The 23,481-nt window shown below is 37.8% G+C and carries 14 protein-coding genes; 11 read left to right on the top strand and 3 right to left on the bottom strand.

Annotation, left to right across the window (positions count from 1 at the left end):
- The first annotated feature begins 437 nt into the window (after positions 1–437).
- Positions 438–8,414, top strand: a complete 7,977-nt coding sequence (locus QNH29_RS17860; protein WP_283860723.1) for a S8 family serine peptidase — start codon at positions 438–440, stop codon at positions 8,412–8,414.
- 93 nt (positions 8,415–8,507) lie between these two features.
- Here QNH29_RS17860 and QNH29_RS17855 read toward each other — a convergent pair whose 3' ends face one another.
- Complete coding sequence (locus QNH29_RS17855) at positions 8,508–9,581, bottom strand: transcriptional regulator (RefSeq protein ID WP_283860722.1); 1,074 nt, start codon at positions 9,579–9,581, stop codon at positions 8,508–8,510.
- Positions 9,527–9,727, bottom strand: a complete 201-nt coding sequence (locus tag QNH29_RS30495; protein ID WP_481858740.1) for a helix-turn-helix domain-containing protein — start codon at positions 9,725–9,727, stop codon at positions 9,527–9,529. Before QNH29_RS30495 ends, QNH29_RS17855 begins: the two co-directional genes overlap by 55 nt.
- A gap of 265 nt (positions 9,728–9,992) precedes the next feature.
- Here QNH29_RS30495 and QNH29_RS17850 point away from each other — a divergent pair, with 265 nt between their 5' ends.
- The 5 genes from QNH29_RS17850 (at position 9,993) to QNH29_RS17830 (ending at position 15,832) form a co-directional block, all read left to right on the top strand.
- Positions 9,993–11,429, top strand: coding sequence for a spore germination protein (locus QNH29_RS17850; RefSeq protein WP_283860721.1), 1,437 nt, complete (start codon positions 9,993–9,995; stop codon positions 11,427–11,429).
- Positions 11,430–12,527 (top strand): GerAB/ArcD/ProY family transporter, encoded by a 1,098-nt coding sequence (locus QNH29_RS17845; protein ID WP_283860720.1) that lies wholly within the window; start codon positions 11,430–11,432, stop codon positions 12,525–12,527. It abuts the gene before it with no gap.
- Positions 12,524–13,633: a Ger(x)C family spore germination protein gene (locus QNH29_RS17840; RefSeq protein WP_283860719.1), complete on the top strand. Its 1,110-nt coding sequence runs from the start codon at positions 12,524–12,526 to the stop codon at positions 13,631–13,633. The genes QNH29_RS17845 and QNH29_RS17840 overlap by 4 nt, the downstream gene beginning before the upstream one ends.
- A gap of 177 nt (positions 13,634–13,810) precedes the next feature.
- Positions 13,811–14,737, top strand: a complete 927-nt coding sequence (locus tag QNH29_RS17835) for a LysR family transcriptional regulator (RefSeq protein ID WP_283860718.1) — start codon at positions 13,811–13,813, stop codon at positions 14,735–14,737.
- A 279-nt stretch (positions 14,738–15,016) separates the two neighbouring features.
- Positions 15,017–15,832 carry a M15 family metallopeptidase gene (locus QNH29_RS17830; protein ID WP_283860717.1) on the top strand — a complete coding sequence of 272 codons (816 nt, stop codon included), beginning with the start codon at positions 15,017–15,019 and terminating at the stop codon, positions 15,830–15,832.
- Positions 15,833–15,915: 83 nt separating this feature from the next.
- Here QNH29_RS17830 and QNH29_RS17825 read toward each other — a convergent pair whose 3' ends face one another.
- Positions 15,916–16,965 carry a YeiH family protein gene (locus QNH29_RS17825; protein WP_283860716.1) on the bottom strand — a complete coding sequence of 350 codons (1,050 nt, stop codon included), beginning with the start codon at positions 16,963–16,965 and terminating at the stop codon, positions 15,916–15,918.
- 108 nt (positions 16,966–17,073) lie between these two features.
- Here QNH29_RS17825 and QNH29_RS17820 point away from each other — a divergent pair, with 108 nt between their 5' ends.
- From QNH29_RS17820 to QNH29_RS17800, 5 genes are all read left to right on the top strand, one after another.
- Positions 17,074–17,964 carry a LysR family transcriptional regulator gene (locus tag QNH29_RS17820; RefSeq protein ID WP_283860715.1) on the top strand — a complete coding sequence of 297 codons (891 nt, stop codon included), beginning with the start codon at positions 17,074–17,076 and terminating at the stop codon, positions 17,962–17,964.
- A 263-nt stretch (positions 17,965–18,227) separates the two neighbouring features.
- Positions 18,228–19,742, top strand: a complete 1,515-nt coding sequence (locus QNH29_RS17815) for a long-chain-fatty-acid--CoA ligase (RefSeq protein ID WP_283865672.1) — start codon at positions 18,228–18,230, stop codon at positions 19,740–19,742.
- A gap of 32 nt (positions 19,743–19,774) precedes the next feature.
- The gene (locus tag QNH29_RS17810; protein WP_283860714.1) at positions 19,775–20,830 is read left to right on the top strand and encodes a TauD/TfdA family dioxygenase; all 1,056 of its coding nucleotides are present in this window, start codon (positions 19,775–19,777) and stop codon (positions 20,828–20,830) included.
- Between the two features lie 16 nt (positions 20,831–20,846).
- Positions 20,847–22,226: an MFS transporter gene (locus tag QNH29_RS17805; RefSeq protein WP_283860713.1), complete on the top strand. Its 1,380-nt coding sequence runs from the start codon at positions 20,847–20,849 to the stop codon at positions 22,224–22,226.
- A gap of 151 nt (positions 22,227–22,377) precedes the next feature.
- A complete protein-coding gene (locus tag QNH29_RS17800; RefSeq protein ID WP_283860711.1) occupies positions 22,378–23,376 on the top strand; it encodes a TauD/TfdA family dioxygenase in 999 nt (332 codons plus the stop codon).
- Positions 23,377–23,481 lie beyond the last annotated feature (105 nt).

The raw sequence follows: 23,481 nt of genomic DNA, 5'->3' as shown, positions 1-23,481 counted from the left end.
GGTATCAGTACCGTCGTTTAAACAATTAATAAATTGTAATTAATGGAACACACCAAAAATTAAATAACTTTTTCTCGCAAAAAGCCTATATTCCCCCAAATAGAAATAGTGATAAAATTCCTTTTTAATTAAAAAACCCCAATTTCTTAATTGATTTTTCTTGTAAATCACACAATATTTTCAATATTAGTAAAGTAATAGGTATAAAGTTGTATTTTTGGCGAAAATTGTCGAATTATTAAGACTTATATTCCCCCAATGTACGATTTTTATATTCTGAATTAATATTTTAGTATATTTAAGTATTAAGAAAATTATTAATACTTAAATATTTGAGCGCTAATTTTAAAATGCTCAACAGCTTATTAAACCTTGAACCCTGAAAGTTTTTGGATTTCATAGGCTCCTATTTTAATATTTTATAAGGAGGGTAAAAAATGAGTAAGAGAATGAGACAAACAAAGAGAATGTTATCTATCTCTCTGTTGAGTGCAATGCTTTTAAACTTTGCACTACCTCAGAGTTTAACACCCGTACATGCTGCTGCTAACCCAAGTCAGAAAAGTCCGTCAAGTGAGACTTTTAATGCAAAAGAAGTAAACCGTATTCTAGACGGACTAACTCCTGAGCAAAAAGCAAATATTAATAAGCTGACTGGAGCAGAACATTCGCAAAAAATCCATGTGGATAAAAAGGATTTGCGTAGTAAAGAAAATATTAATGTCATCGTTCAATTTAAAGTGGATCCAGCTAAGATTCGAATGATCAAGCAATCATTGGCTAAAGGTGGGGCTTCATTAAAAAGCCAAGCTTTTGCAAGCGAATATTCTGAAGCAAAGAAAAAGGTTGAAGCCTCTCACGCTAATTTTAAAAGCTTTGTGAAGAAAAACCAACCAAAGGCGCAAATTATTGGCGGAAAGTCTATTAAAAATAGTATGAAGATTACTAGAGAGTATTCAGAAGCATTTAACGGAGTAGCTTTATCTTTACCTGCAAACCAGGTTGCAACAATTGCAGAAAATCCAGAAGTTGCCTCTGTTTGGTCTCAAGTAGAATATACGGCTGCTGAAGGAACTACTTCAAAAGCTTTAGAGGCAAGTGAATCTGTAGGAAAGCCTACAACAGGTCTTTCTTTATTAGGACTAGACAAACTGCAAGCTGAAGGTCATACAGGTATTTTTAAATCCGGTCCTCGAAAAGGCCAAAAAGTTAAGGTTGGTGTACTTGATACTGGTATTGATTACAATCACCCTGATTTGAAGGCGGTATATAAGGGTGGGCATGACCTTGTCAACAATACAGGCATCGATGAAGATGGCAATGTCAAATATGTAGATGACCATGATCCAATGGAAACAACTTATGAGGATTGGGTAGCTGCGAAGGCGCTTCCAGATATAATTGCTGGACCACCTCCTGCAGATTACAAGCAGTATATTACATCTCATGGAACTCACGTTTCAGGGACAATCGCAGCAAATACGACAAATAATAACGATGTATATTCAGCAAATGGTGTAGCGCCAGATGTCGATCTTTATGGTTACCGTGTACTAGGACCAGGTGGACGTGGCACCTCTGACTCTGTATTGAACGGTATTGATGCAGCTGTTAAGGATGGGATGGATGTTATCAATCTTTCACTTGGTGCAACGATTAATGATCCGTTTTACCCAACCAGTATTGCGATTAACAATGCTACTTTAGCCGGTGTTGTATGTGATGTTGCAGCAGGTAATGCTGGCCCAGGTACAGCTACTGTAGGCTCACCAGGAACTGCTGCACTAGGGATAACGGTTGGTGCAAGTTCAATCCCAGGAGAAATCCCAGCGATGACTCTAAAGAACGGATCAGCTTCCTATCCAGCTCGTTTAATTGGTAAAAACTTCGCACAATCTGACGATGCATTTAAAGGACAAACATTTCCAATTGTTGATGTCGGCCGAGGTAGTGCGGCAGATTATAATGGATTAGATATGTCTGGTAAAATTGCTCTTGTGAAACGTGGCGGAGAGTTTTTAACTACAAAAATGGCAAATGCTCATAAAGCCGGCGTAGCAGGAATGATCATTTGGAACAATACTGCCGATGAAGATAACCTAGGATATATAAATAGCTTCTTAGGCGTTAGCATGGATAATGTTTATTCTGTATCATTGACTCAAGCGCAGGGACAAGCACTTTCAGATGCCATTTACAAGGATCCTAAATCAGCAACAATTACGTTCCCAGTTATACTTGATGCGCCAATCGCAAAAAAAGGTGACGAGTTGGCAAACTTTAGCTCAACAGGACCAGTAAAAGATTGGACAATCAAACCAGATGTTGTAGCGCCTGGTGTTGACATTTCGTCGACCGTTCCATATGACGTTTGGGAACCACAAGCAGATGTAAGTGTAGAAAACAGAGATTATAAGTATTCGTATGAATTAATGTCAGGTACTTCAATGGCAACGCCTCATGTTGCAGGGATTTCAGCATTGATTTTAGCTGCAAATCCAGAATATACTCCGGCAGATGTCAAGTCGGCATTAATGAATACAGCTAAGGATATTAATACAGATTCAAAGACTTATAGCGTTTACCAAGTTGGTGCTGGACGTGTTGATCCTGCACGAGCTATTAATGAGGATGTAAAAATCCAAGTTTTAGATAAGGCATATGCAGTCAATTCAGATTCTATGCTGAGTCAAGTTGATAACCTTACAGGAAGCATGTTCTTTGGCTTTAAAGGTAGAGGAGAAGGCGCAACGAACGGCTCTGATGATGTGATTTCAACAAAAGATTTTAACATAACCAACCAAGGAACTAGCCGAAAAACATATAATGTAAGTAATCAATTTATTTCAACAAAATTTGCTGGATCCAATAAAGTAGGTCCTGGCACAGGAAATGATGTCAAAATCGATTTTTCAACCGGTGATACAAACGTGACATCCATTAATGTTGACGGTGGAAGTACGGTTAAAGCAACTGCAAAAATTACCGTTCCGTCAAATGCAGTAGAGGGAACTTACGAGGGTTATATTAACCTTGTAAATGCGGCGGACTCAAAGGAGTCATATCGTATTCCGTTCACGATTACCGTTGCGGAAAAAGGAATTGATTCGTTTAAAGTTACAACAAAGGCAATGACGCCAGGTAGTTTATCAACCACTAGCTATTCGATTAATAGTGCAATGAAAGACTCATATATTGTATTAAAAGATAAGAACGAAAATTATTTAGGAGTAATAAACAGATTAAGTGATGCTGATTGGATTTCCCCAGGTGTCCAATATAATGGGGTAATTCTATTTTTGGGACAATATCTTCCATTTACTAAGCCATATGATGGCTCATTTGATCAATCCGGAATCGCAACAAAGCCCGTAGCGATAACAGAAGGTACTTATTCTGTTGAGATGATTATGACGGATGCAGCTGGAAAACGCTACACAGCAGAAGATACACTTTATGTAGACAATACACCTCCAACGATTGCCATGGACAGTGATTCAAAGCCAGGGATTTATGAAATCGACCCTACAGGCTATCAACCTGGTCAAGAGATTAAAGGATTTTATGGTTCAGTCTACGATTCTAACGTCGAAGTGATGAAGAATAATGGCGAAACGTCGGTGACAAGTCCAATAGATGGTAGGACACCTGTACCTGTAGATCAAGCATTGAACACAGTTTTGGGTTACCAAGATAGTGAATTCCCAACTGTATTCTTCCATACAGATGAGAAAGGTCGTTTCCATTTTGGAGTTACTCCTGAGGACTTAACATCAAATTTTGGCAGCTACTTTTGGATGTATCCAGTTGATTATGCAGGGGCGGGTGATCCATCAACTACGAAACAGGAATATTATTTTATTAAAAAAGGTACCCCATATTTGACACTTACCAATTCTGGAGGTGTAGATGCAGGACCAGGCAATGAAGATAAAGTTGTTGTCGATACGGATAAACCGTTCAAAACGACAATCGCAACAAAGTACGGCGTGGGTATGACAGGCGCTAAAATTACACTTAATGATAATAAAGTTTACAAATTTAGCAATATCAGATTAACAGATGAGTATAAAAATTATTTAATCAGTAAAGGGGTTGACCCTAATACGGTATTAACTGTAGGTGAACCTTATACCCATCCAGTCTATCAAGTTGGTAAAAACGTAGATATTACGATATCTGGAATTGGTGCAAACGGTGCACTTGACCATGATATGAATATTATCGAAGCAGATGTAACCTATTCAAACCCTGATCCGATTACAGGACCATTTGAATTTATCGTATTAAAATCGAATTTAACTTTATCAGGTGAGGATACGAAAGTTACGTGGTTCCCAACAAATGTACCTTATGTCAGACAGTCAATTTCCGTGCTTAGAGGTCAATTGGCTGCTGAAGCTTTTGCAAGAAACAACGTAACGAATGAATACCCTCAATTCACAGTTGATTCAGGAGCGAAGGTAACGGTGAAAGATGAAAAGGGTAAAACGTTTGCAACGGATAATCCGACATCTTTTAATAACACAATTGCTTATACGTTTATTAACCCGTATTATGCTGTAACAATGGATGTCAGTAACTCGCCATATTCAGTCGAAGCGAGTGTACCAGGACATTTCAAAGGATATGAAAAAACACCAGTCATTGGTGAAAATAAATTTGGCTATCAATCAGGAACAATCAAAGATATCAGAGGTCTTTTCCCGATTCTTTCAGGTGGAGATGTGAATGGGGATAACGTCATTGATATCAATGACATTCTTTCGGAGATCCAGGCTTATAACGATTATTCGTTCCTTAGTGCGCTTCTTGGTGGAAACGATCCATCCGTTAAATCGTTATTAAAAAGCGTTCGTAACAATGATATTAACTATACGGGTTCACTGATTGCGACAAGTAAAATTGATTACAATGATTTCTATTTTATTTTCAAAAACTTCGGGTTGAAAAATCAAAGTGCGATCGACGCAGGGTTAACGGTTCCAGAACCGCAACTAACGTTAACGCAAGATGTGACGATTGGGACAAACAGAGGAAGTTATACAAATCCAAATTTCGATTCTCTTGCAAAAACATTCACCTTACATGCTGGTGATGGAATCGAACAAATCAGAGCAGCGCTAAATTTTGCAGGACCAAGACAAAAAACAAGTGATACGACCATTCCAAAGTTACAAGACTTACAAAATGGTTCGACAATCTCTCTCATCCCAGTTAGTGATGTGTTTAAAGATGATGTAGTATGGAGAAAAGCAATCACAAAAGTGATGTTAGGTTCAACAGATGTTACAAATTTAGTGAAAATCTCAGAAGCATCTACGTATTATGATCAATTTGGCACGCTAACGGTTATGCCTTCTAAAATTACGTTACCTGGTTCGTTATTTACGACGGCTACGAATTACACAGTTACCATCAAGGCGACTGGTTATCAAGATGTAACCAATACCTTTACGGTATCAACTACAGCAATTCCGACGCCTACTATACCAGAAGTGACTGATCCATCAAAAGCACATGTAGGGAAGGATTTAACGTTTACCTTTACAGATGATGCGAATTGGCGTAATGGAATTAATAATATAAAGGTTAAGACACAAAACTCAACCGTTCTAGATATCACAGATTTGACAGATGGTAGTGGTAATAAATATTACGACATCAGTGTACCAGGGCAAATTACCTTTAAGGCAGATTTATTTAAAACGAATGTATCACCTGCTGGTTCTTCTTCGCCAATCAATCCTGGTGGAACCAACTGGTTGCCTCAGTTGTATAAGTTTGATATCAGCTCAAAGGGTGCAGATAATACCATTTACCCGGTTAAAACAATCGGACTTGATTCAAACGGTTTTTATACTCAAGCAGTTGGATATGGCATTACGTTTGATAGTCAAGGTGGCGCTCCAGTTACTCCAATCGCGGTTGGATATAGACCGAGTAGAACCAGAGTAAATAATGATGTCATTTCTAATAGTATTGGATTTAATATCAATCCTAGTACAACAAGACCTGGCTATAAATTTATTGGATGGTTTAACGATCCATCAGGTACAAGTCAGTGGCAACCAACTAATGATATAGGTGCAGATCAAACCGTTTATGCGAAATGGCAAGTGAATTTTACGCAAAGCTATTCACCTGTTGATGTAACGAAACCAAATGGACTCAAGTTTGACGGAACAAGTGGAGCAAGCGGTATTGGTTGGGTACTTGGCGAGGGAGATCTGAAAATCAATATTCCAGATTATGCAGCGAATATTCCTTGGTTAACAAGTAAGGATCAAATTGCCAAAATCGAAGCCACTTACTATAAATTAAAGAGTGATGGAACGACAGAGGCTACGGAAACAAAGTATACGTTAGATCCAAGCACATATGACATGTCAACGAATGATCGAATTGGAACGCTTTCATTTACGACTGCGACGGAAAAATTTGCAACTGAACATCCAGATCAAAAATTTGCGTTTAGTGCAGCACCAAGCTTAGCTAAGGGTAGTCCAAATGCTGGCTATAAATTAACAATTACAGCAAAAACAGGTGAAACGCTTGATGTTCCAGATGTTAAACTTAGTTATCGACGTCATATTGACTTAAATGGCGGAACATTAAAGAATTCAACTGACTTATACTTGGCCGATGCCCTTGTTAATGGTCAAGCTTATGTACCTAGTATGCAAACAGCATTATCATTTGTAAAAAATGGAACGCTTTCACTAAGTGAAAAATTATATCTAGACAGTGCCGGCTCAAGTGACAAGGTGTCAACGATTTCACAAAATAACGGCATTTTCCTAACCGATAATGCAACTTACTATTTATGTTGGATTAAAACACCTCCAACCGTATTGAAGGATACTGTTGAAAACATTGTAGGTAGCGATATTACCTTACCATTTACAGATGATGGAACATGGAAAAATAATATCAAAGCAGTGAAAATTGGTTCAAAAGAATTAGTTTTAGATAAGGATTATACGATTAGCAATAACGCTATTAACTTAAACCATGACTTATTTACAGCAGGACAAAAGGTCAATGTGGTAATCGTGTCTGAAGGTTATGCAGATGCACTCGTTACAGATCAAGTAATCGGATATAAAGTAACGTTTGAATCAAATGGCGGTGATCCTGTTCCAGCTCAAATCGTAGATCGAAATGCAACAAAGCCACTAGAACCTACAAAGGTTGGCTATAAGTTCTACGGTTGGTATACGGATCAAAATTTAACAACACCATATGATTTTGCAAACATTGTAACAAAACCAATTACACTATATGCAAAATACGCTTTAGTCGGTTCTCTTGTATTAACAGATACGACAGATAACGCGTTTGGTAACGATATTACACTTGAATTCCTTGATTCTGAGTGGGCAAATGCGATTACTAGAATTAAAGTTGGTGCAATTACTTTAGATGGAGCAAAATATAAAGTAGATAAGGTTGCACGTATGATAACATTGGATAAGAGTGTCTTCACAAAAACTGGAGACTTCACGATCAATATCAGTGCTACTGATTATGCAGATGTGATCGTAATCCAAAAAGTAGTGAGTGGATATAATGTGCATTTCGTCCTTCCAGGTGATGCTCCTACTGAGCTAAAGGATGTAGTAAAAGATCAAATAGTAGCACGCAGAATAACAGCACCGACTGTTTATGGTTATGATTTAGCTTGGTTCGCAGATGAAGAATGTACAATTCCTTGGGATTTCACAAGCTCGATCTATTCTGCAAAAACACTTTATGGAAAATGGTCACTTCATAAGTTTACTATTGTCTTTGATAGACAGGATGGTGGCTTAGTAGAAAGTAAGACAGGAGATTATAGCAAAACAATCAATGCTCCAACAGCACCAATAAGATCAGGTTATGCATTCCTTGGTTGGTATAAGGATGCTGAAGGTAAAACAGCATGGAATTTTGCGAGTAATAAAGTGGCTGGGGATACAATACTTTACGCAAAATGGGCAGCTGGTGTAGAAAACGATGGAGTTTACAACAAGGATGTCATCATTAGCTTTAATGAAGCAACCGCTAAATTAGATGGCAAAAATTTCACAAGCGGTACGGCCGTTACTGGAGAGGGTAACTACACATTAGTGATAACGGACGCAGCCGGAAACGTATCAACCGTGAAATTTACAATTGACAAAACAGCTCCCAAAGCACCAATTGTGAATAAAGTGACCTCTACGGCTACAATCGTAACAGGTAAAGCTGAAGTTGGCTCTACAATTTTAATAAAAGCAGGCACAAAAACACTTGGCACAGGAACAGTTGATAGCAATGGTAAGTTCACTGTTTCAATTGTAAAACAAACTGTAAGTACACACCTTTATGTAACAGCAATTGACAAAGCTGGAAACGAAAGTTCTGCTACAAAGGAAACTGTAAGTAAATAAGAAACAAGAAAGATCCCTGAAAATTTTCAGGGATCTTTCTTGTTTAATTGAAAAAGGAGGATGAATCATCCTCCTTTATACTATAAATAAGTTTTAAGTGTTTATTAAAAAGTTTGCCATTTCCAATGCTTTATCCTGCAAATTATTATTAGCATAATAATGAAATAATTCCTTTTTTGAACGCTTAATCAAATAAGTATACCCAGATTTAATAAACATAGGTAATGCTTTATTGAATAAATATTGATGATATTCTTTTTCTTTAGATTTTAATAAATAAAGTAGAAGTTTAAATAGATGGATATATAATAATTGCTTTATTCTAATTGCAATCGTTAAACCATTTTCTGCGTGTTGTATGAGTTGATCATTTGCCATAAGGTTCCCATCAAACGAACTGCGAATAAAGCCTTCTAAAGATAGTAAGTAAACAGGAGAATCTAGTTTCTTTAATGACATAGATTCTTTATAATACTTACATGCTTGCTCATAGTCTTTTCTTCGGTAGTATTCTGCTGCTAAATTATGCAAAACTTTTGCCTTTCGCTCGGGGGCATTACATAATTCACAGCTTATAATTAATTTATTATATCGGTTTATGATTTCATCATTACCATCATCATCTTCAACTTGAATGATCATAAGCATTTCTGCATCAATAACTCGAAGATAATTATTTATATCCTGAAAGAAATGATGGGATTTTTCTGCATAATAATAAGCCAAAACGGGTGATTGTATAGTGTGGTAAGCTATTGCTAGGTGATAATAATATTCAGGATTATTATAATTTTGAATTTGTATGGTTTTTAATGTTTCAATCGCTGTGACGTACTCTTGTTTTTCTAAATAGTAACTGCCCAAAACATGTTTTAATAGATTGCTTTCAAATGATGTTAGTTTGTTATCTATTTTTTGGATTTTCTTAATGATTTTATATGCTTCATAACACTTCTGATTCATTAATAGAAATCTAGCTCGAAGTAATTGATACATATAAAAATATTCAGAAATTTCAATTAATTCTTCTTGTTCTAGTTCACAATAAATTTGGGACATATCTTTAAAAGATTGCATAATGATGGCTTCATGCAGTTTGAATATTTGTTGTTTTACACGTAAAAGTTTTTTTTTTCTATCTCCATATTTATTCCTAGGCGTTTGCATAATAAAGCAATGATTTCAGTTGCGAATGTTGTTTGATTGCATTCGATTTTACTAATATGTGTAATTGAACATATATCTTTCCCTAATTGCTCTTGAGTTAGTTTGTATTTCTCACGATAAAACTTGATTATTTTGCCCTCATACATAACTAATATCCTCCTTGGCCAAGATGCCCATAGAAACAACTTACCAAATAACATTCTACATTCATCAAAATATTAAGTACATTTAGAAAAATGGAGTATCTTGTGAAGTAATACTTAAGAAGACATTTAAATGAAATATGCAAAAAAATAAAGCGCCACTCGATGCAGCGAAATGTTCATTTCAATAGCTTTGAAACGGAATAGGAATAGAAATTGTGGGGAAAATATGTAAAACTTTCCGATTTGGAGAAAAGAGGTACCTTTAATGAAAGCCGACCAATCACTAGACAATAACGAGAAGTCCCTGAAGGATATGCTATTCCATAGCTCAGACTTCAAATCGAGCGATTTCGTGGCCGGCGACCGACATTTTCGGCTTTTTTATTTTGATACAATGATCGAGTTAGCCGCGGTGCAAGACCATATCATCCGCCCTATGCTTCGCACTACAAACATCAGCGTTCGTGATGCCGTGTCCATTCTTGAATACGCCGAGACGGATCTTCTGTCGGTTGCGTCGCAAGCGCTGGTCGAAGGGCAGACGGTGGTTCAAATTGAAGGCGAAGCGAAGCTCTATTTATTTGAAACCCCACTTAAAAAGGAACGCGCGGTAAACATCCCGGTGAACGAACGGGTGCTGCGGGGTTCCAACCAAGCGTTGATCGAAAACCTGGATACGAATCTCAATCTGATGCGCAAGCAAATCTCGACAACCGATCTGGTCGTAAAGTTCTATCAGCTTGGCCGCAGGTCGAATACAAAAGTAGCCGTACTTTACCTACAGTCTCTTGCCAACGAAAGTGTCCTAAAGGAGTTTGAACGCAGGATCAAAAGCATCGACATTGATTACGTCGAAGCCCCAGGGTTTATTCAAGAAATGATTGAAGACAAAAAATTCTCGATGTTTCCAAAAATGCTTGTTACCGAAAGACCGGACCGGGTAAGATCTTACCTGATGGATGGGAAAATCGCGATTTTAACCGACGGTTCGCCCAATTGCCTAATCGTACCGGTTTCATTCTGGGCATTCTTCCAAACCCCCGACGATTACCAAATCGGCTGGTTTCTCGGCAGCGCCTTAAGGTTTCTTCGAATCTTTTGCTTTATTTTCGCGATTAGCCTGCCTGGTACTTACGTGGCCCTTGTCACGTTCGATCCACGTATTTTACCTTTTGAAATCGCACTGACGCTGCAAAGCTCTATGCAATACATCTCGTTACCACCAGTACTCGAAGCGTTAACCATGCTGTTCATACTCGAAATCCTGCGAGAGGCGACCATCCGGCTCCCAAGCTCAATCGCCAATACGATCGGCGTAGTAGGAGGAATTGTCATCGGTACCGTCGTTGTTGAGTCGAATCTGATTTCCAATATGATGGTCATCGTAGTGGCGCTTACGGGAATTTCTTCATTTATTATTCCTTCCTACGAAATGAGTACTGCCGCCCGATTTTTGACGTACCCGTTAATGGTTATGGCCTCGATTTTCGGGCTAATCGGCTTGGTGCTTTCATTCCTTTTGGTGTTGACGCACTTGGCCCGTTTAAACACGATGGGCATACCGTACTTTTACTCGGGGATTAGTGGTGATACATTCAAGGATACATGGTTCAGAGGACCAATCAAAAGCTTGAAAAACCGCCCTAAGGAAAGCTTGGCAAAAGACGAAATGAGAATAAGTGCTCGAAGGGGGGGGGACTGAATGATCCACTTAGAAAAAATCTCAATCAACCAACTTATATGCCTTGTTATTCTAACCCAAGTCGGCGTCAGCGTTTTAACGATCCCTTACGCACAAATTAACTACTCAGGCAACGACTCGTGGATGTCCATATTGATCGGGGGAGTGATTGCCCAAGTGGTCATTCTGATCATCTATCAACTTGGAAAGAGATATGCCGATCGGCCGTTGCCCCAGTATATATCTGATATTGTTGGAAAGCCGTTAGGATCGGTCGTAAACTTCTTGCTGGCCGCGTACTTTGCGCAAAATTGTATTATGGTTACTATCACTTATTCTGATGTCATCAACCGCTGGGTGTTATTTGAGACTCCCTGGTCTGTGTTAATTGGAGTAACTTTCACAATTGGAGCGTATATCGCTTCATCTACGCTCCGATCAATCGCCACGATTACGCAGATGATTATGCTTATGTTTCTGATATGCTTTGTGATCGTATTGATAAGTGGAATGGGAAAAGGGGACTTCCGTCATTTTCTGCCAATGGGCACCCACGGAATCGGGCCACTTTTAAAGGGTGCTATCCCCTCATTTTGGTTGTACTCGGGATATGAGCTTCTCCTGTACGCTTTTCCATTAGTAAGGTCCCCCAAGAAGAAGGATATCGTAATCGCAGTGTCGGCCGCCAATGGATTTACGACCTTTTTTTATGTAATGATAACAGTCATAGTTACGTACAACTACAGCGAAAGTCAATTGAAGTCCATCTCGGAGCCGATGGTGTTCATTCTCCGTAAATTCAGGTGGCCAGTCGTTCAAAGCCTCGATATTCTATTTATGTCGATTTGGCTAGCTGTGGTTATGGTTACATTGTATGTTTATTTGTTTTTGGCCGCCCGCTATCTGGCGTTCATCGGAGGGAAGGAAATCCGCAACTATCCTCTTTTGGTGTGGATTATTGCAATCGTTTGCATCGGGGTCGGAATATGGTTCTCCGACAAGCAATTGCAGTCAAGATTTTCAGACTATCATAATATCGCTACCGCTATTATGATTGCCATTATGCCGACAATTCTGCTTCTCATTTCTTTGGTACGGGGAAAGGCGGCTGGAGGATGAAAAAAGCGGCAATTGGAATTTTGTCGATGCTGCTCTTGACCGGTTGTTGGGATCGATTGCCTCTGCGCAATCTTCAGTTGGTGGACATCGCAGGGTTGGACTTGGACGAGGAGAGTGGGGACGTAAAACTTGAAATGATAGTCACGAACCTCAAAAGTGCGGGCCAAGGAGAAGGGGAGCCGAATTCGAAGTTGACGGAGCTCAGAGGAGCTAGTTTAGTTGAAGCGGTTGGCCAAGGAGATTACATCGATCGAGCTCCTTTCTTAGGAATCAACACGAGACTTTATATTCTAAGCAAGAGGTTTGCTTCGCATGATCCTGTTTCAAAACTTGCTTTTTTACTTCACGCCCCCTATTCGTCTATCAACACCCCCGTAATTGTAATCGATGGGAGGATTTCAGAGCTTTTGAAAGCTAAGACGGAAAAAAATAAAGAGTTTACGAAAAATCTGAATGATTTTATTATATCTTTGGATAGGAATGGAATGATGCCCACCGTTTCCATGATGCGTTTTATTCTATCCCGGAAAGAACCATTGGGAGATATCGCGTTACCCTTGTTGAAACCATTTAATTCGGGATTGGAATTAAGCGGCGCTCTATTATTTCGTCAAGGTACGAATTCAGGGGTGACTCTCAGCAAAGAACAAGTCCAGATGTTGATGTTGATGTTTGGGATGGACAAAGGAAGGCAAAGATTTACCGGACATATGGCGGAAAACGGTGAGGGACGAAACATCGAATACGGGTTTTCCGTCAAGAAAGGAAAATCAAAGATCACTGTAAATCCTGATTCAAAAGGTTTGCCAAAAGTGAACATAGGAGTCAGGTTGCAAATTAATGTATTCGAACTTGGCAAGTCAGGCGAAATGCTTAAGCCTGATTACGTTAAACGTATGGAAAAAGAATTGAGTAAACATCTGGAAGAAAAAGCTGCAGCGACGATTGAGACTTTGCAAAAAGCGAATTGTGACATTCTTGGCATCGGTAAGGAATTTAAGGCATACCATTCGAACATATGGAAGTCTTTAAATTGGCGCAAAGACTTTCCGAAAATGTCAATTCAACCGAATTTCGATGTGCAAATCCTTAACTCGTCAGAATAGTAGTTCGGGTGGGCGCATCCCCATATTGGGGAACGCGTCCACTGAATGACCAAAATTATTTTGTTTTTTCAGAAATTCCTTGCAGAACAACTGTGTTTGGCGGAGAATAAAAATCAAGTGTAAAATGTTTTCATAGGTCATAATGTGGAACGGTTTAACTGAAGTTGAGGTGCTAGTATGAATTTTGAGCAAATGGAATATATTGTAAATGTCGCCAATGAGATGTCAATTACAAAAGCAGCAGAAAAATTATTTATTTCACCTTCAGGGATGAGTCAATCAATAACACAGCTAGAGAATGAGCTTGGAATAAAAATCTTTAACCGAGCAAAACAAGGAGTTACTCCTACTTTTGAAGGTAAAATAGTTATTTCCAAAGCAATCTCTTTACTTAAGACGATTAAAGAACTGAACAAAGAAATTTATGATTATAAAAATAGTAATCAAACTCATTTGAAAATTATGACAGCGCCAACCTTTGCTTTTGTAATTCAAGAAACAATGGTTAAGTTTAATTCGAGAAATAATAATATTACATTCGAATTTGTAGAGCAAAACCCTACAGATATTATTCAGAATTTCAACAAAGAAAACTATGACTTCGCTTTAATACATGCATCTAAAAATGAATTAAAAAAAGAAAAAAATATTTGTTTTGAACATATTCATGAGGGTCACATCTGTATAGCGGTTGGTAAAAATTCACCTTACTATACTTTTGATTATGTAACTCTTAGTGATTTAGAGAATTCAAAATTTGTTCTATATAATTCATCGGATTATAAAAAGGTTTTAAAATTAATAAAATTGAATCCCAATCAAGTTTTAATTAGAACAAATAGCAGCAGCCTTCTTTTCGAGTTGGTTAAAGAAAGTCAAGCCGTTTTATTTTTGCATGATTTTTCTATTATTCATAGTCCCATGGTTAAAAATGGAGAAATAAAAATTATCCCTCTAAGGGAAGAAAATTATTTTCCAATTGATTTCTGGCTTATATATTTAGAAACAAAAGGGTTAACGAAGGTAGCTAAGGAATTTATTGATGACTTTTATAAAAACCTAAAAAATAGTAAAATAAGCAACCCAGTTAAATTTTCAAGCTAAAGTTCTTTACTCAGACTTCAAATTGAAGATTGCGTGGCGGTAACCGAAGTTACCGTCTTTTTTATTTGGATACAATGAATTAGTTTAGCTTGGTGCAAGACATTATTACCGCTCTTTGCTTCCGCGCCTAGTTGTCTTTTTGTCAAATAATCCCAAGCATATATTCAAATTTTGTTTCAAATCCTATTAAATAAATAGCTATTCTTTCGAAAAAAACACTACTAGTTAGAAAAACAGTTGACTAAGATTATTGATTATGGTTTGGAGGAATCGTTTATTATGTTAAAAAAATATGTAAATGCATGGTTCATTCTCTTTTTATTAATAACTGTCGTTGGTTGTAATAGAGATTCCGATATGTCCTCTTCATCTAAAAAAACACATAACAGTTCAGAAGAATCCATAACTCCGCTTCAAAATCGCTCAAATTCTAATCAAAAAGTCAACATAACAAAAGCTTCTTATATAAAACAGGAGAAGACGCAGAATGGAAAAACGATCTATACCACGAAATATCCTGCATCAATAGCTGTTGTTGTAAACAAAAAAATTTACTTGCCCAAAAATTATGTTCCTAAGAATTTAATTTATCCCAATACTTCTTTTATATTTAAGGAAAAGGTAGAAAAACGTAAATTGCGGAAGGAAGCCGCGGTTGCTTTAGAAAAAATGTTTGCAGCAGCAAAAAAGGATAAAATTTATTTGAGTGGAGTATCTGGATATCGTTCTGAGGCGACTCAAACGGCGGTTTTTAATCGATATGTAAAAAGGGATGGTTACGAAAAGGCAATAACATATAGTGCTATTCCGGGTACAAGTGAACACCAAACGGGCTTGGCAATTGATGTTAGCGGAAGTACTGGGAAATGTGCAGCGGCTTCTTGCTTTGCCAATACAAAAGAAGCGAAATGGCTAGATAGAAATAGCGCTAATTTTGGATATATTGTGCGTTATCCAAAGGGAAAAGAGCATGTGACGGGCTACAAATATGAGCCTTGGCACCTTCGCTATGTAGGCCCTGATATTGCAAAAGATATGAAGAAACGTAATTTGACATTAGAAGAGTACTACGGTATTTTCCCTATTATTAAGTAATCTGCGTTTCACCGAGGTGAAAACATGAGGATTAGGTGGAGCATTTGCTCCGCCTAATCTTTTAAAACTAATGAAATGATTAGTTAAATATAAAAAAATGTTAGAAAAGACAAAAGCAAAGATGTAATGATAATTGCAATAAGCGGACGTATGGCTTTGGTACGTAATTCTTTTAAGCTAATATTTAATCCTAAGCCGGTCATAGACATCGTTAAAATAAATGATGTCAATGTTGCAATATCAGACATAATTGAATCTGATACTAAAACCTCATGACCCATGATATAGGTCCCCACAAAACTCATGACGATAAAACCAATTAAAAACCATGGAAACTCGAACTTTGCTTCACCCTCCATTTTTCCATTCTTTTTCATCCAAAGCATTAGGATAAAACAAAGCGGAATTAATAGAAATACTCGTGAAAGTTTCGCCAGTAATGCGTGAGCAAGAGCATCTTGCCCTGCAGGAACGGCCGCTAATGCAACATGACCTATTTCATGAAGGCTAATTCCAACCCAGGTTCCGTAGTCTATAGAACTAATAGGCAATAAAGGGAATAATAACGTATAGATAATTGAAAAAACCGTGCCTACTAATGCTATGATGCCGACCCCCATAGCCGTATCTTCATCTTTTGCTTTAATAATGGGCGATACGGCCGCGATGGCAGCAGCACCACAAATACCAGTTCCAACACTTAATAATAAAGAAAGATTTAAATCTGCTTTAATCAATTTTGCAATGAACATAAGAACAACAATCGAAAAAATAATTGTTAAGGCTCCTTTAAGCAATAGTGGAAAGCCCTCGTGAAATATAACGATCATATTAAGCTTTAATCCGTAAAGTATGATGGCAAATCTTAATAGTTTTTTTGCTGAAAATTGAATACCAGTACGCAACCTTTCCGGATAGCCAAATACCTGTCGATAAATAACTGCAAGTAAAATTGCACAAGCAAGTGGTCCAATGCGATTAAGACCAGGTATTGCTGCCAAAAAAAAGCCAGACAGGGCTATGATAAAGGTAAAACCTATTCCATATACCAATGATACATTTAGCTTTTTTTTAGCTTTTTTTTCATGATTAGGGCTGGTCAATATTAATGCTTTTTGTTCCAATGCTTTCATCCCCTCGATTGTTTTATTAATAATTATCGTAACGAATGATTTACAATAAGGAAAATAAATGATTATTATAGTTATAATAAGTTAAAACGATATATAGGAGGTGAACGTATGGATCAACTATTATCTGTATTTATTTCTGTAGCTGATAAAAGAAACTTTTCCAGAGCTGCCGAAGAGCTTCATATGACGCAGCCTGCCGTTAGCCAGCAAATTCAATTATTAGAAAAATATATTGGCGCAAAACTGCTTCTGCGTACAAACAAAAGTGTGAAGCTCACAAAAGCAGGTGAAATAGTCTATTTACATGCAAAGGAAATAACAGGTTTATACAAACGAATGTCTGGGTTAGTCAATGAATTACATAACGAGCCAACAGGATTATTAAAAATTGGTGCCAGTTATACTTTTGGTGAATATGTCTTACCACATATACTTGCAAAACTGAATAACCTATTCCCGAATATCGTTCCTTCCGTTCAGATTGGAAACACAAGAGATATTGCCAAAGCAATCATATGTCATGAGATTGATGTAGGGATTGTTGAAGGGGAAATATCTAATACAAATATATATATTAAAACAATTTCCACAGACCAAATGTATATCGTGGCAGGAGGTAAATATCCAATTTATCATAATAAGGAAGTTACACGAAGACAGGTTGAACAAGAGAATTGGATTGTCCGTGAAGAAGGCTCTGGCACAAGAGATGCAACAGAAAAATTATTTCAATCTTTAGAAATACGTCCTCCAAAATTAATGGAGTTCGGCAGCACACAACTCATTAAAGAAGCTGTCGAAGCGGGGCTTGGTATTAGTTACTTATCTGAGCTTACTGTTAAAAAAGAAAGACTGCTTGGTACGATTCAATTATTAAATGTAAAAGGAACACCAATAAAGAGAAATTTTTCGGTTATAACAGAATCTCCTGAATTGCATACGAAATCTATGAACTTATTTATTGAGTTAATAGAAAATTATTTAACGAATCAAAGATAGCAAAAATAAAAGACAAAGCCTTCTTTACTTGGGCTTTGTCTTTTTAATTAGAAATGAATGTAGAAAGCGTGGAAGCAGCCAACCTGGATCTAGTTATGTTGAACCTTACTTTTGTATATTAGTGATTGTTATATACAATTTAAAATCTTTAATTTTATTTAATTATTATTTATGAGTATACTTAATGTAGTAATATTTAAAATATTCACAATAGTAAGCGTATAAAACGCTTCTAAATGAGGAGAAGGGGTGGAAATCATTTGATAAGTAATAATTTATACGAAAATCTAAAAAAAAGCGCAAGGAATTTCCCTGATAGTATCGCTTATATCTATCGAGATAAGAGTGTTACTTATAAGGAACTAGATCAGCAGGTGGATCAATTGGCTGCTGGTTTGTCTGCACAAGGAATAGGGAAGGGAGATGGAGTGGCTCTTTTATTAGGAAATAGCCCTGAATTTCTCATTGCCTACTACGGCATTTTACGACTAGGTGCATTTGTTGTACCGATCAATCCTTTGTTTACCCAAGGGGAAATCAGCTACATATTAGATAATAGTCAAGCCAAAGCGGTCATTGCTCACGTCTCTGTAGAGCCGAAGTTATCAGAAGTAAAGAAACAATTGAAAAATCTAAAGTTGGTCATTTATACAGAAGCTGAGAATCAGGAATGGGCATGGGAGCATCTCATGGAGACAGGCCTGAATATTTGTGGAAGCCCTTACATTGATCAAGAAGACCTTGCAGTCATTCTGTATACATCAGGTACTACCGGGAAACCAAAAGGTGCGATGTTATCACATCGGAACTTAGCATCGAATGCAGACTCTATTTCAAAATTACTTGAACTCAATGAAAATGACCGTGTAGTTGCTGTCCTGCCAATGTTTCATGTTTTCTGTATGACAGTTTGTTTGAATGCACCAATTGCTTGCGGGGCAACAGTCCTGATCCAGCCTAATTTCAGCCCTGTCGAAGTGGTCAGCACCATTCGAGAAAGAAAGGCAACTGTGTTTGCAGGAGTACCTACGATGTACAGTTTTATCAATCAATTACCTGAAGCAACTGCGGAGGATTTCCAATCTATTCGCATGTGTATCTCTGGAGGTGCCTCGATTCCGGTCGAGCTGCTGCATAATTTTGAAAACAAGTTTAATGTTTCTATCTTAGAAGGATATGGACTTTCGGAAACAGCTCCTCTCGTCGCAATTAATCCATTAAAAGGAACTCGCAAACCAGGTTCTATCGGCCTGAATATTCCAGCTGTCCAAAGCAAAGTGGTAGATGAGTTCGGTAAAGAATTGCCGAGAGGTGAAGTCGGAGAATTAGTTGTTCAAGGACCAAATGTTATGAAGGGATATTTAGGGATGCCGGAAGCTACTTCAGCAGCTTTTAAAGACGGGTGGTTTTACACAGGTGATCTCGCAAAAATGGATGAAGAAGGATACATCTACATTGTTGACCGCAAGAAGGACATGATTATTGTGGGGGGGTACAATGTATATCCCCGTGAAGTGGAGGAAGTCCTGTATCAGCATCCTGCAGTTGTCGAGGCGGCCGTAGTTGGAGTTCCTGATGGAGAATACGGAGAAAGCGTAAAAGCTTACGTCGTAGTCAAGGATGAGCAATTCTCCATGAATGACATGATTGAATTCTGTAAGGATAAGCTGGTGAAGTACAAGCTTCCTAAACAAGTAGAATTTTTTAAAGAGCTGCCAAAGAACTCAACAGGGAAGATATTGCGAAGAGAGTTAAGAGAATTGACTGAAATAAAGTAAGAAAATACCAAATTATTAAAGGGGGATTACTTATGTCAACCATTTTAAAGGAAAAAGTTAAAGGGCCAGTAGCTTGGAAAGGCACTGACTTGGCTAAAGATGAATCTTGGGTTTATTATTTGTCCGAAAAAACGATTGCTTCGCTTGAGAACGCTTTAGCACATGTTAAACAAAAGGGTTTAAAAGCTCCTGAATTTAACAAGGAGGACTTCCCGATTTCAGATCTTTTAGATGAAATTGATTACTTTGTTGAAGAGCTAGAGAATGGGAGAGGGTTCCTATTAATTCGCGGATTACCAATTGAAAGGTATACAGATGAAGAAGCCAGCATCATTTACTGGGGTCTCGGCCTTCATATGGGAACTCCGGTATCGCAAAACGCTAATGGTGACCTTTTAGGGCATGTTAGAGATCAAGGTCTTAGCTTGGAAAATTCAAATGTACGCGGTTACCAAACAAAACTGCATCTTCCTTTTCATGCTGATGGATCTGACGTTGTTGGATTGTTAAGCCTGCGAAAAGGAAAATCCGGTGGACACAGCAGTATCATCAGCTCGATGGCTGTTTATAATGAAATTCTGGAGAAGAACCCCGAATATCTAGGAATTCTCTGTCGACCATTTAACTTTGATCGTCGTGGAGAGGAAGCTCCAGGAGAATCTCCAGTATTTACATCACCAATCTTTAGTTATTATGATGGAAAACTAAGCTGCCGATATGTCCGTTTATTTATCGAATCAGCACAAGCGAAAACAGGTATCCAGCTGTCTAAAGTTGAAATTGAAGCATTAGACTTACTGGATTCCCTCCTTCATGATGAAAATTTGCATTTTAATATGATGTTGGAGCCAGGTGATATGCAATTCGTCAATAATTATACGGTTCTTCACTCACGCACTCAATATGAAGACTATGAAGAACTGGATCGAAAACGTCATTTATTAAGGTTGTGGCTCACGATGCCAAATGGCCGGGAAATTTCCCCGGATTTCGCGATGTTTATTGATGAGAATACGGGAAAACCGGGTCGCGGCGGTGTGCCTCCTCGTAATAAAACAGCTGGCGGCATTGTTGAAACCTTAAAGTAATTTTGCATCTGCAGCTTTGTTAAAACTAGTGGGAACACCTTTTCTCATTTCAGGAAAAGGTGTTCCTTATATAGGAAAAAGTGAGGATATATATATGTCAAGCACTCCAAAGTATTCTTGGATTATTTTATTATTTCTTGTTCTCTCCGGTATGATCAACCAAGTAGATAAAATTATCATTGGTTTGGTTTCCGTTCCATTAATGAAAGAGTTACATTTAAGCCCTTCGCAATGGGGAGTTGTAGGAAGTTCATTCTTTTGGTTCTTTACCTTCTCCTCAATCATTCTTGGAGGCATGGCCGATTCTAAAAACACGAAAAAAATGTTATCGTGGATATCCTTAATCTGGTTGATTGTTCAATTTGCAACCCCTTTTGTTTCCAGTTTGTCTTTGCTAGTGTTAACAAGAATGCTTTTGGGAGCAGGTGAAGGTCCAGCTCCCGCTCTATCTACGGCAATCATAGGAAAATGGTTCCCGAAACATAGACATGGAATAGGCTTTGGTGCTGTTCTCTTAGGAACGACAGGGGGTTCAGCGATTGCTTCGCCATTATTAATTTCCTTGATTGAACAATATGGATGGAGATCTGCATTTTTAGCCATGGGTATTCTTGGGCTGATTGTATTAGTTTTATGGCTGATTTTCGGTAAAGAGAGTCCAAAAGAAATCGGGCTGCCTGACATTCATCAAAAGGAGCAACAGTCGTCTAGCCTCACTAAGGTTTCATGGCGCCAGTTTTACCCACATCTTTTATCTAAAAACTTTATTTTGACCGTTTTGTGCGGTGGGTGTGCCTATTGGTTATTGTCCGTTCAAGCAGTATGGTTTCCAGCCTACTTTGCCAAAATTCAACAGTTTAATGGTCAAACATTAAAACTAGCCGTGTCTTTACCATTTCTTTTTGCAGCTTTTTGCCAATTTGGGTTTGCTTTACTATCAGATCGTCTTTATCGTAAAACAGGAGATATTCGTAAAGCACGAATTAATCTTGCTGGTTTCATGATGATGTTATCTGCTATATGTATATATCTAGCAAATACTGTGAATTCAACGCCTATGTCCATAATATACTTTACCCTTGCACCTGGTTTTGCGTATGTCATTCTTTCACTCGCGCCCGCTATATTGATGGAGTTTTTTTCTCCTCAAAACATTGGAAAGGCACAAGGGACGTTCATTGCTCTTGCAAGTACAACAAGTATTATTGCTCCCCTCGTCTTTGGATATCTTATCCAAAATGCAGGGACTGAGGCATTAGGTTATGGTTATGCGTTTCAAGCCTCTTCAATAGGGATGCTGATTATCGGACTATTATTTTGGATCGGTGTACGTCCCGCAAAGGAAAGCCACAAAGTGATTGAGGCAAAGGAGCAAGTGAGTATTTTAAACAGGTAGTTTGTTAGATTCTTAGAAGTTAATATTAATAAAACTTAATTATAAATAATATGTTCATTTAATTAAAAATTAAAAGATAAGTTAAATAATAAATTCGCAATAGTCAGTCAAATTATAGTGAAACAACCCAATTACCTAAGGAGGCATATTTATGGCAGGCATCTTAAAGGAAAAAATTCAAGGCCGTTCAGCGTGGAAAGGAATTGAACTGGCTAAAGATGAATCATGGATTTATTATTTGTCCGAGAAAACGATTACTGCGCTGGAGAAGGCTGTATTACATGTTCAACAAAAGGGATTAAAAGCACCTGATTTTAAAAAGGAGGATTTCCAGATTCCTGAACTCGCTGACGAAATTACTTACTTTGTTGACGAACTGGAGAATGGAAGAGGGTTTCTATTGATTCGTGGATTACCAATGGATCAGTTTACTGACGAAGAAGCAAGCATTATTTACTGGGGTCTCGGACTTCATTTGGGACTACCGATAATCCAAAGTAAAAATGGGGAACTCTTAGGGCATATCAAAAACGTAGGTAAAGACTTTAATGATAATACAAAAGTACGTGGTTACCAAACGAATGTACATCTTGATTATCACACAGATTTAGCTGATGTGGTGGGATTACTATGTCTTCGCAAGGCGAAATCTGGCGGTTTAAGCAGTATCGCAAGTGCGATGTCTATTTATAATGAAATTCTGGAGAAACACCCAGAATACCTTGAAATTCTCTATCGTCCATTTGCCCATGATCTTCGCGGGGAAGAATCACCAGGTCAATCTCCAGTTGTTCATACACCTATCTTTAGCTATTACGATGGTAAATTAAGCTGCAGATATATTCGCCAATATGTCCAATCAGCACAAACGAAAACAGGTATCCCTTTGTCGGAAGAGGAAATCGAAGTATTTGATTTTATCGATTCCCTCACTCATGATAAAAACTTCCATATTGATATGATGATGGAACCTGGTGATATGCAATTCGTTAATAATTATACCGTTTTTCATTCACGGACTCATTTTGAAGATTACGAAGAAGACGACAAGAAACGCCATCTATTAAGATTATGGCTCATGATGCCAAATGGTCGTAAAATTGCCCCAGATTTCGAGTTTTATATCGGCGGGGTACCTGTAAAAAGATAAAAAGCTGGTGGGCGTAAAAAACACCATTATTTCTAATATCAAGTGAGATGGTGATTTTATTCAACGAAATATGGTGGATAAAATCACCATTTTATGATTTTTAAA

Source organism: Neobacillus sp. DY30 (genome assembly GCF_030123065.1).
Classification (GTDB): Bacteria; Bacillota; Bacilli; order Bacillales; family Cytobacillaceae; genus Neobacillus.
The sequence above is the reverse complement of the archived record's forward strand: the minus strand, read 5'-3'. Positions and strand labels throughout refer to the sequence as shown.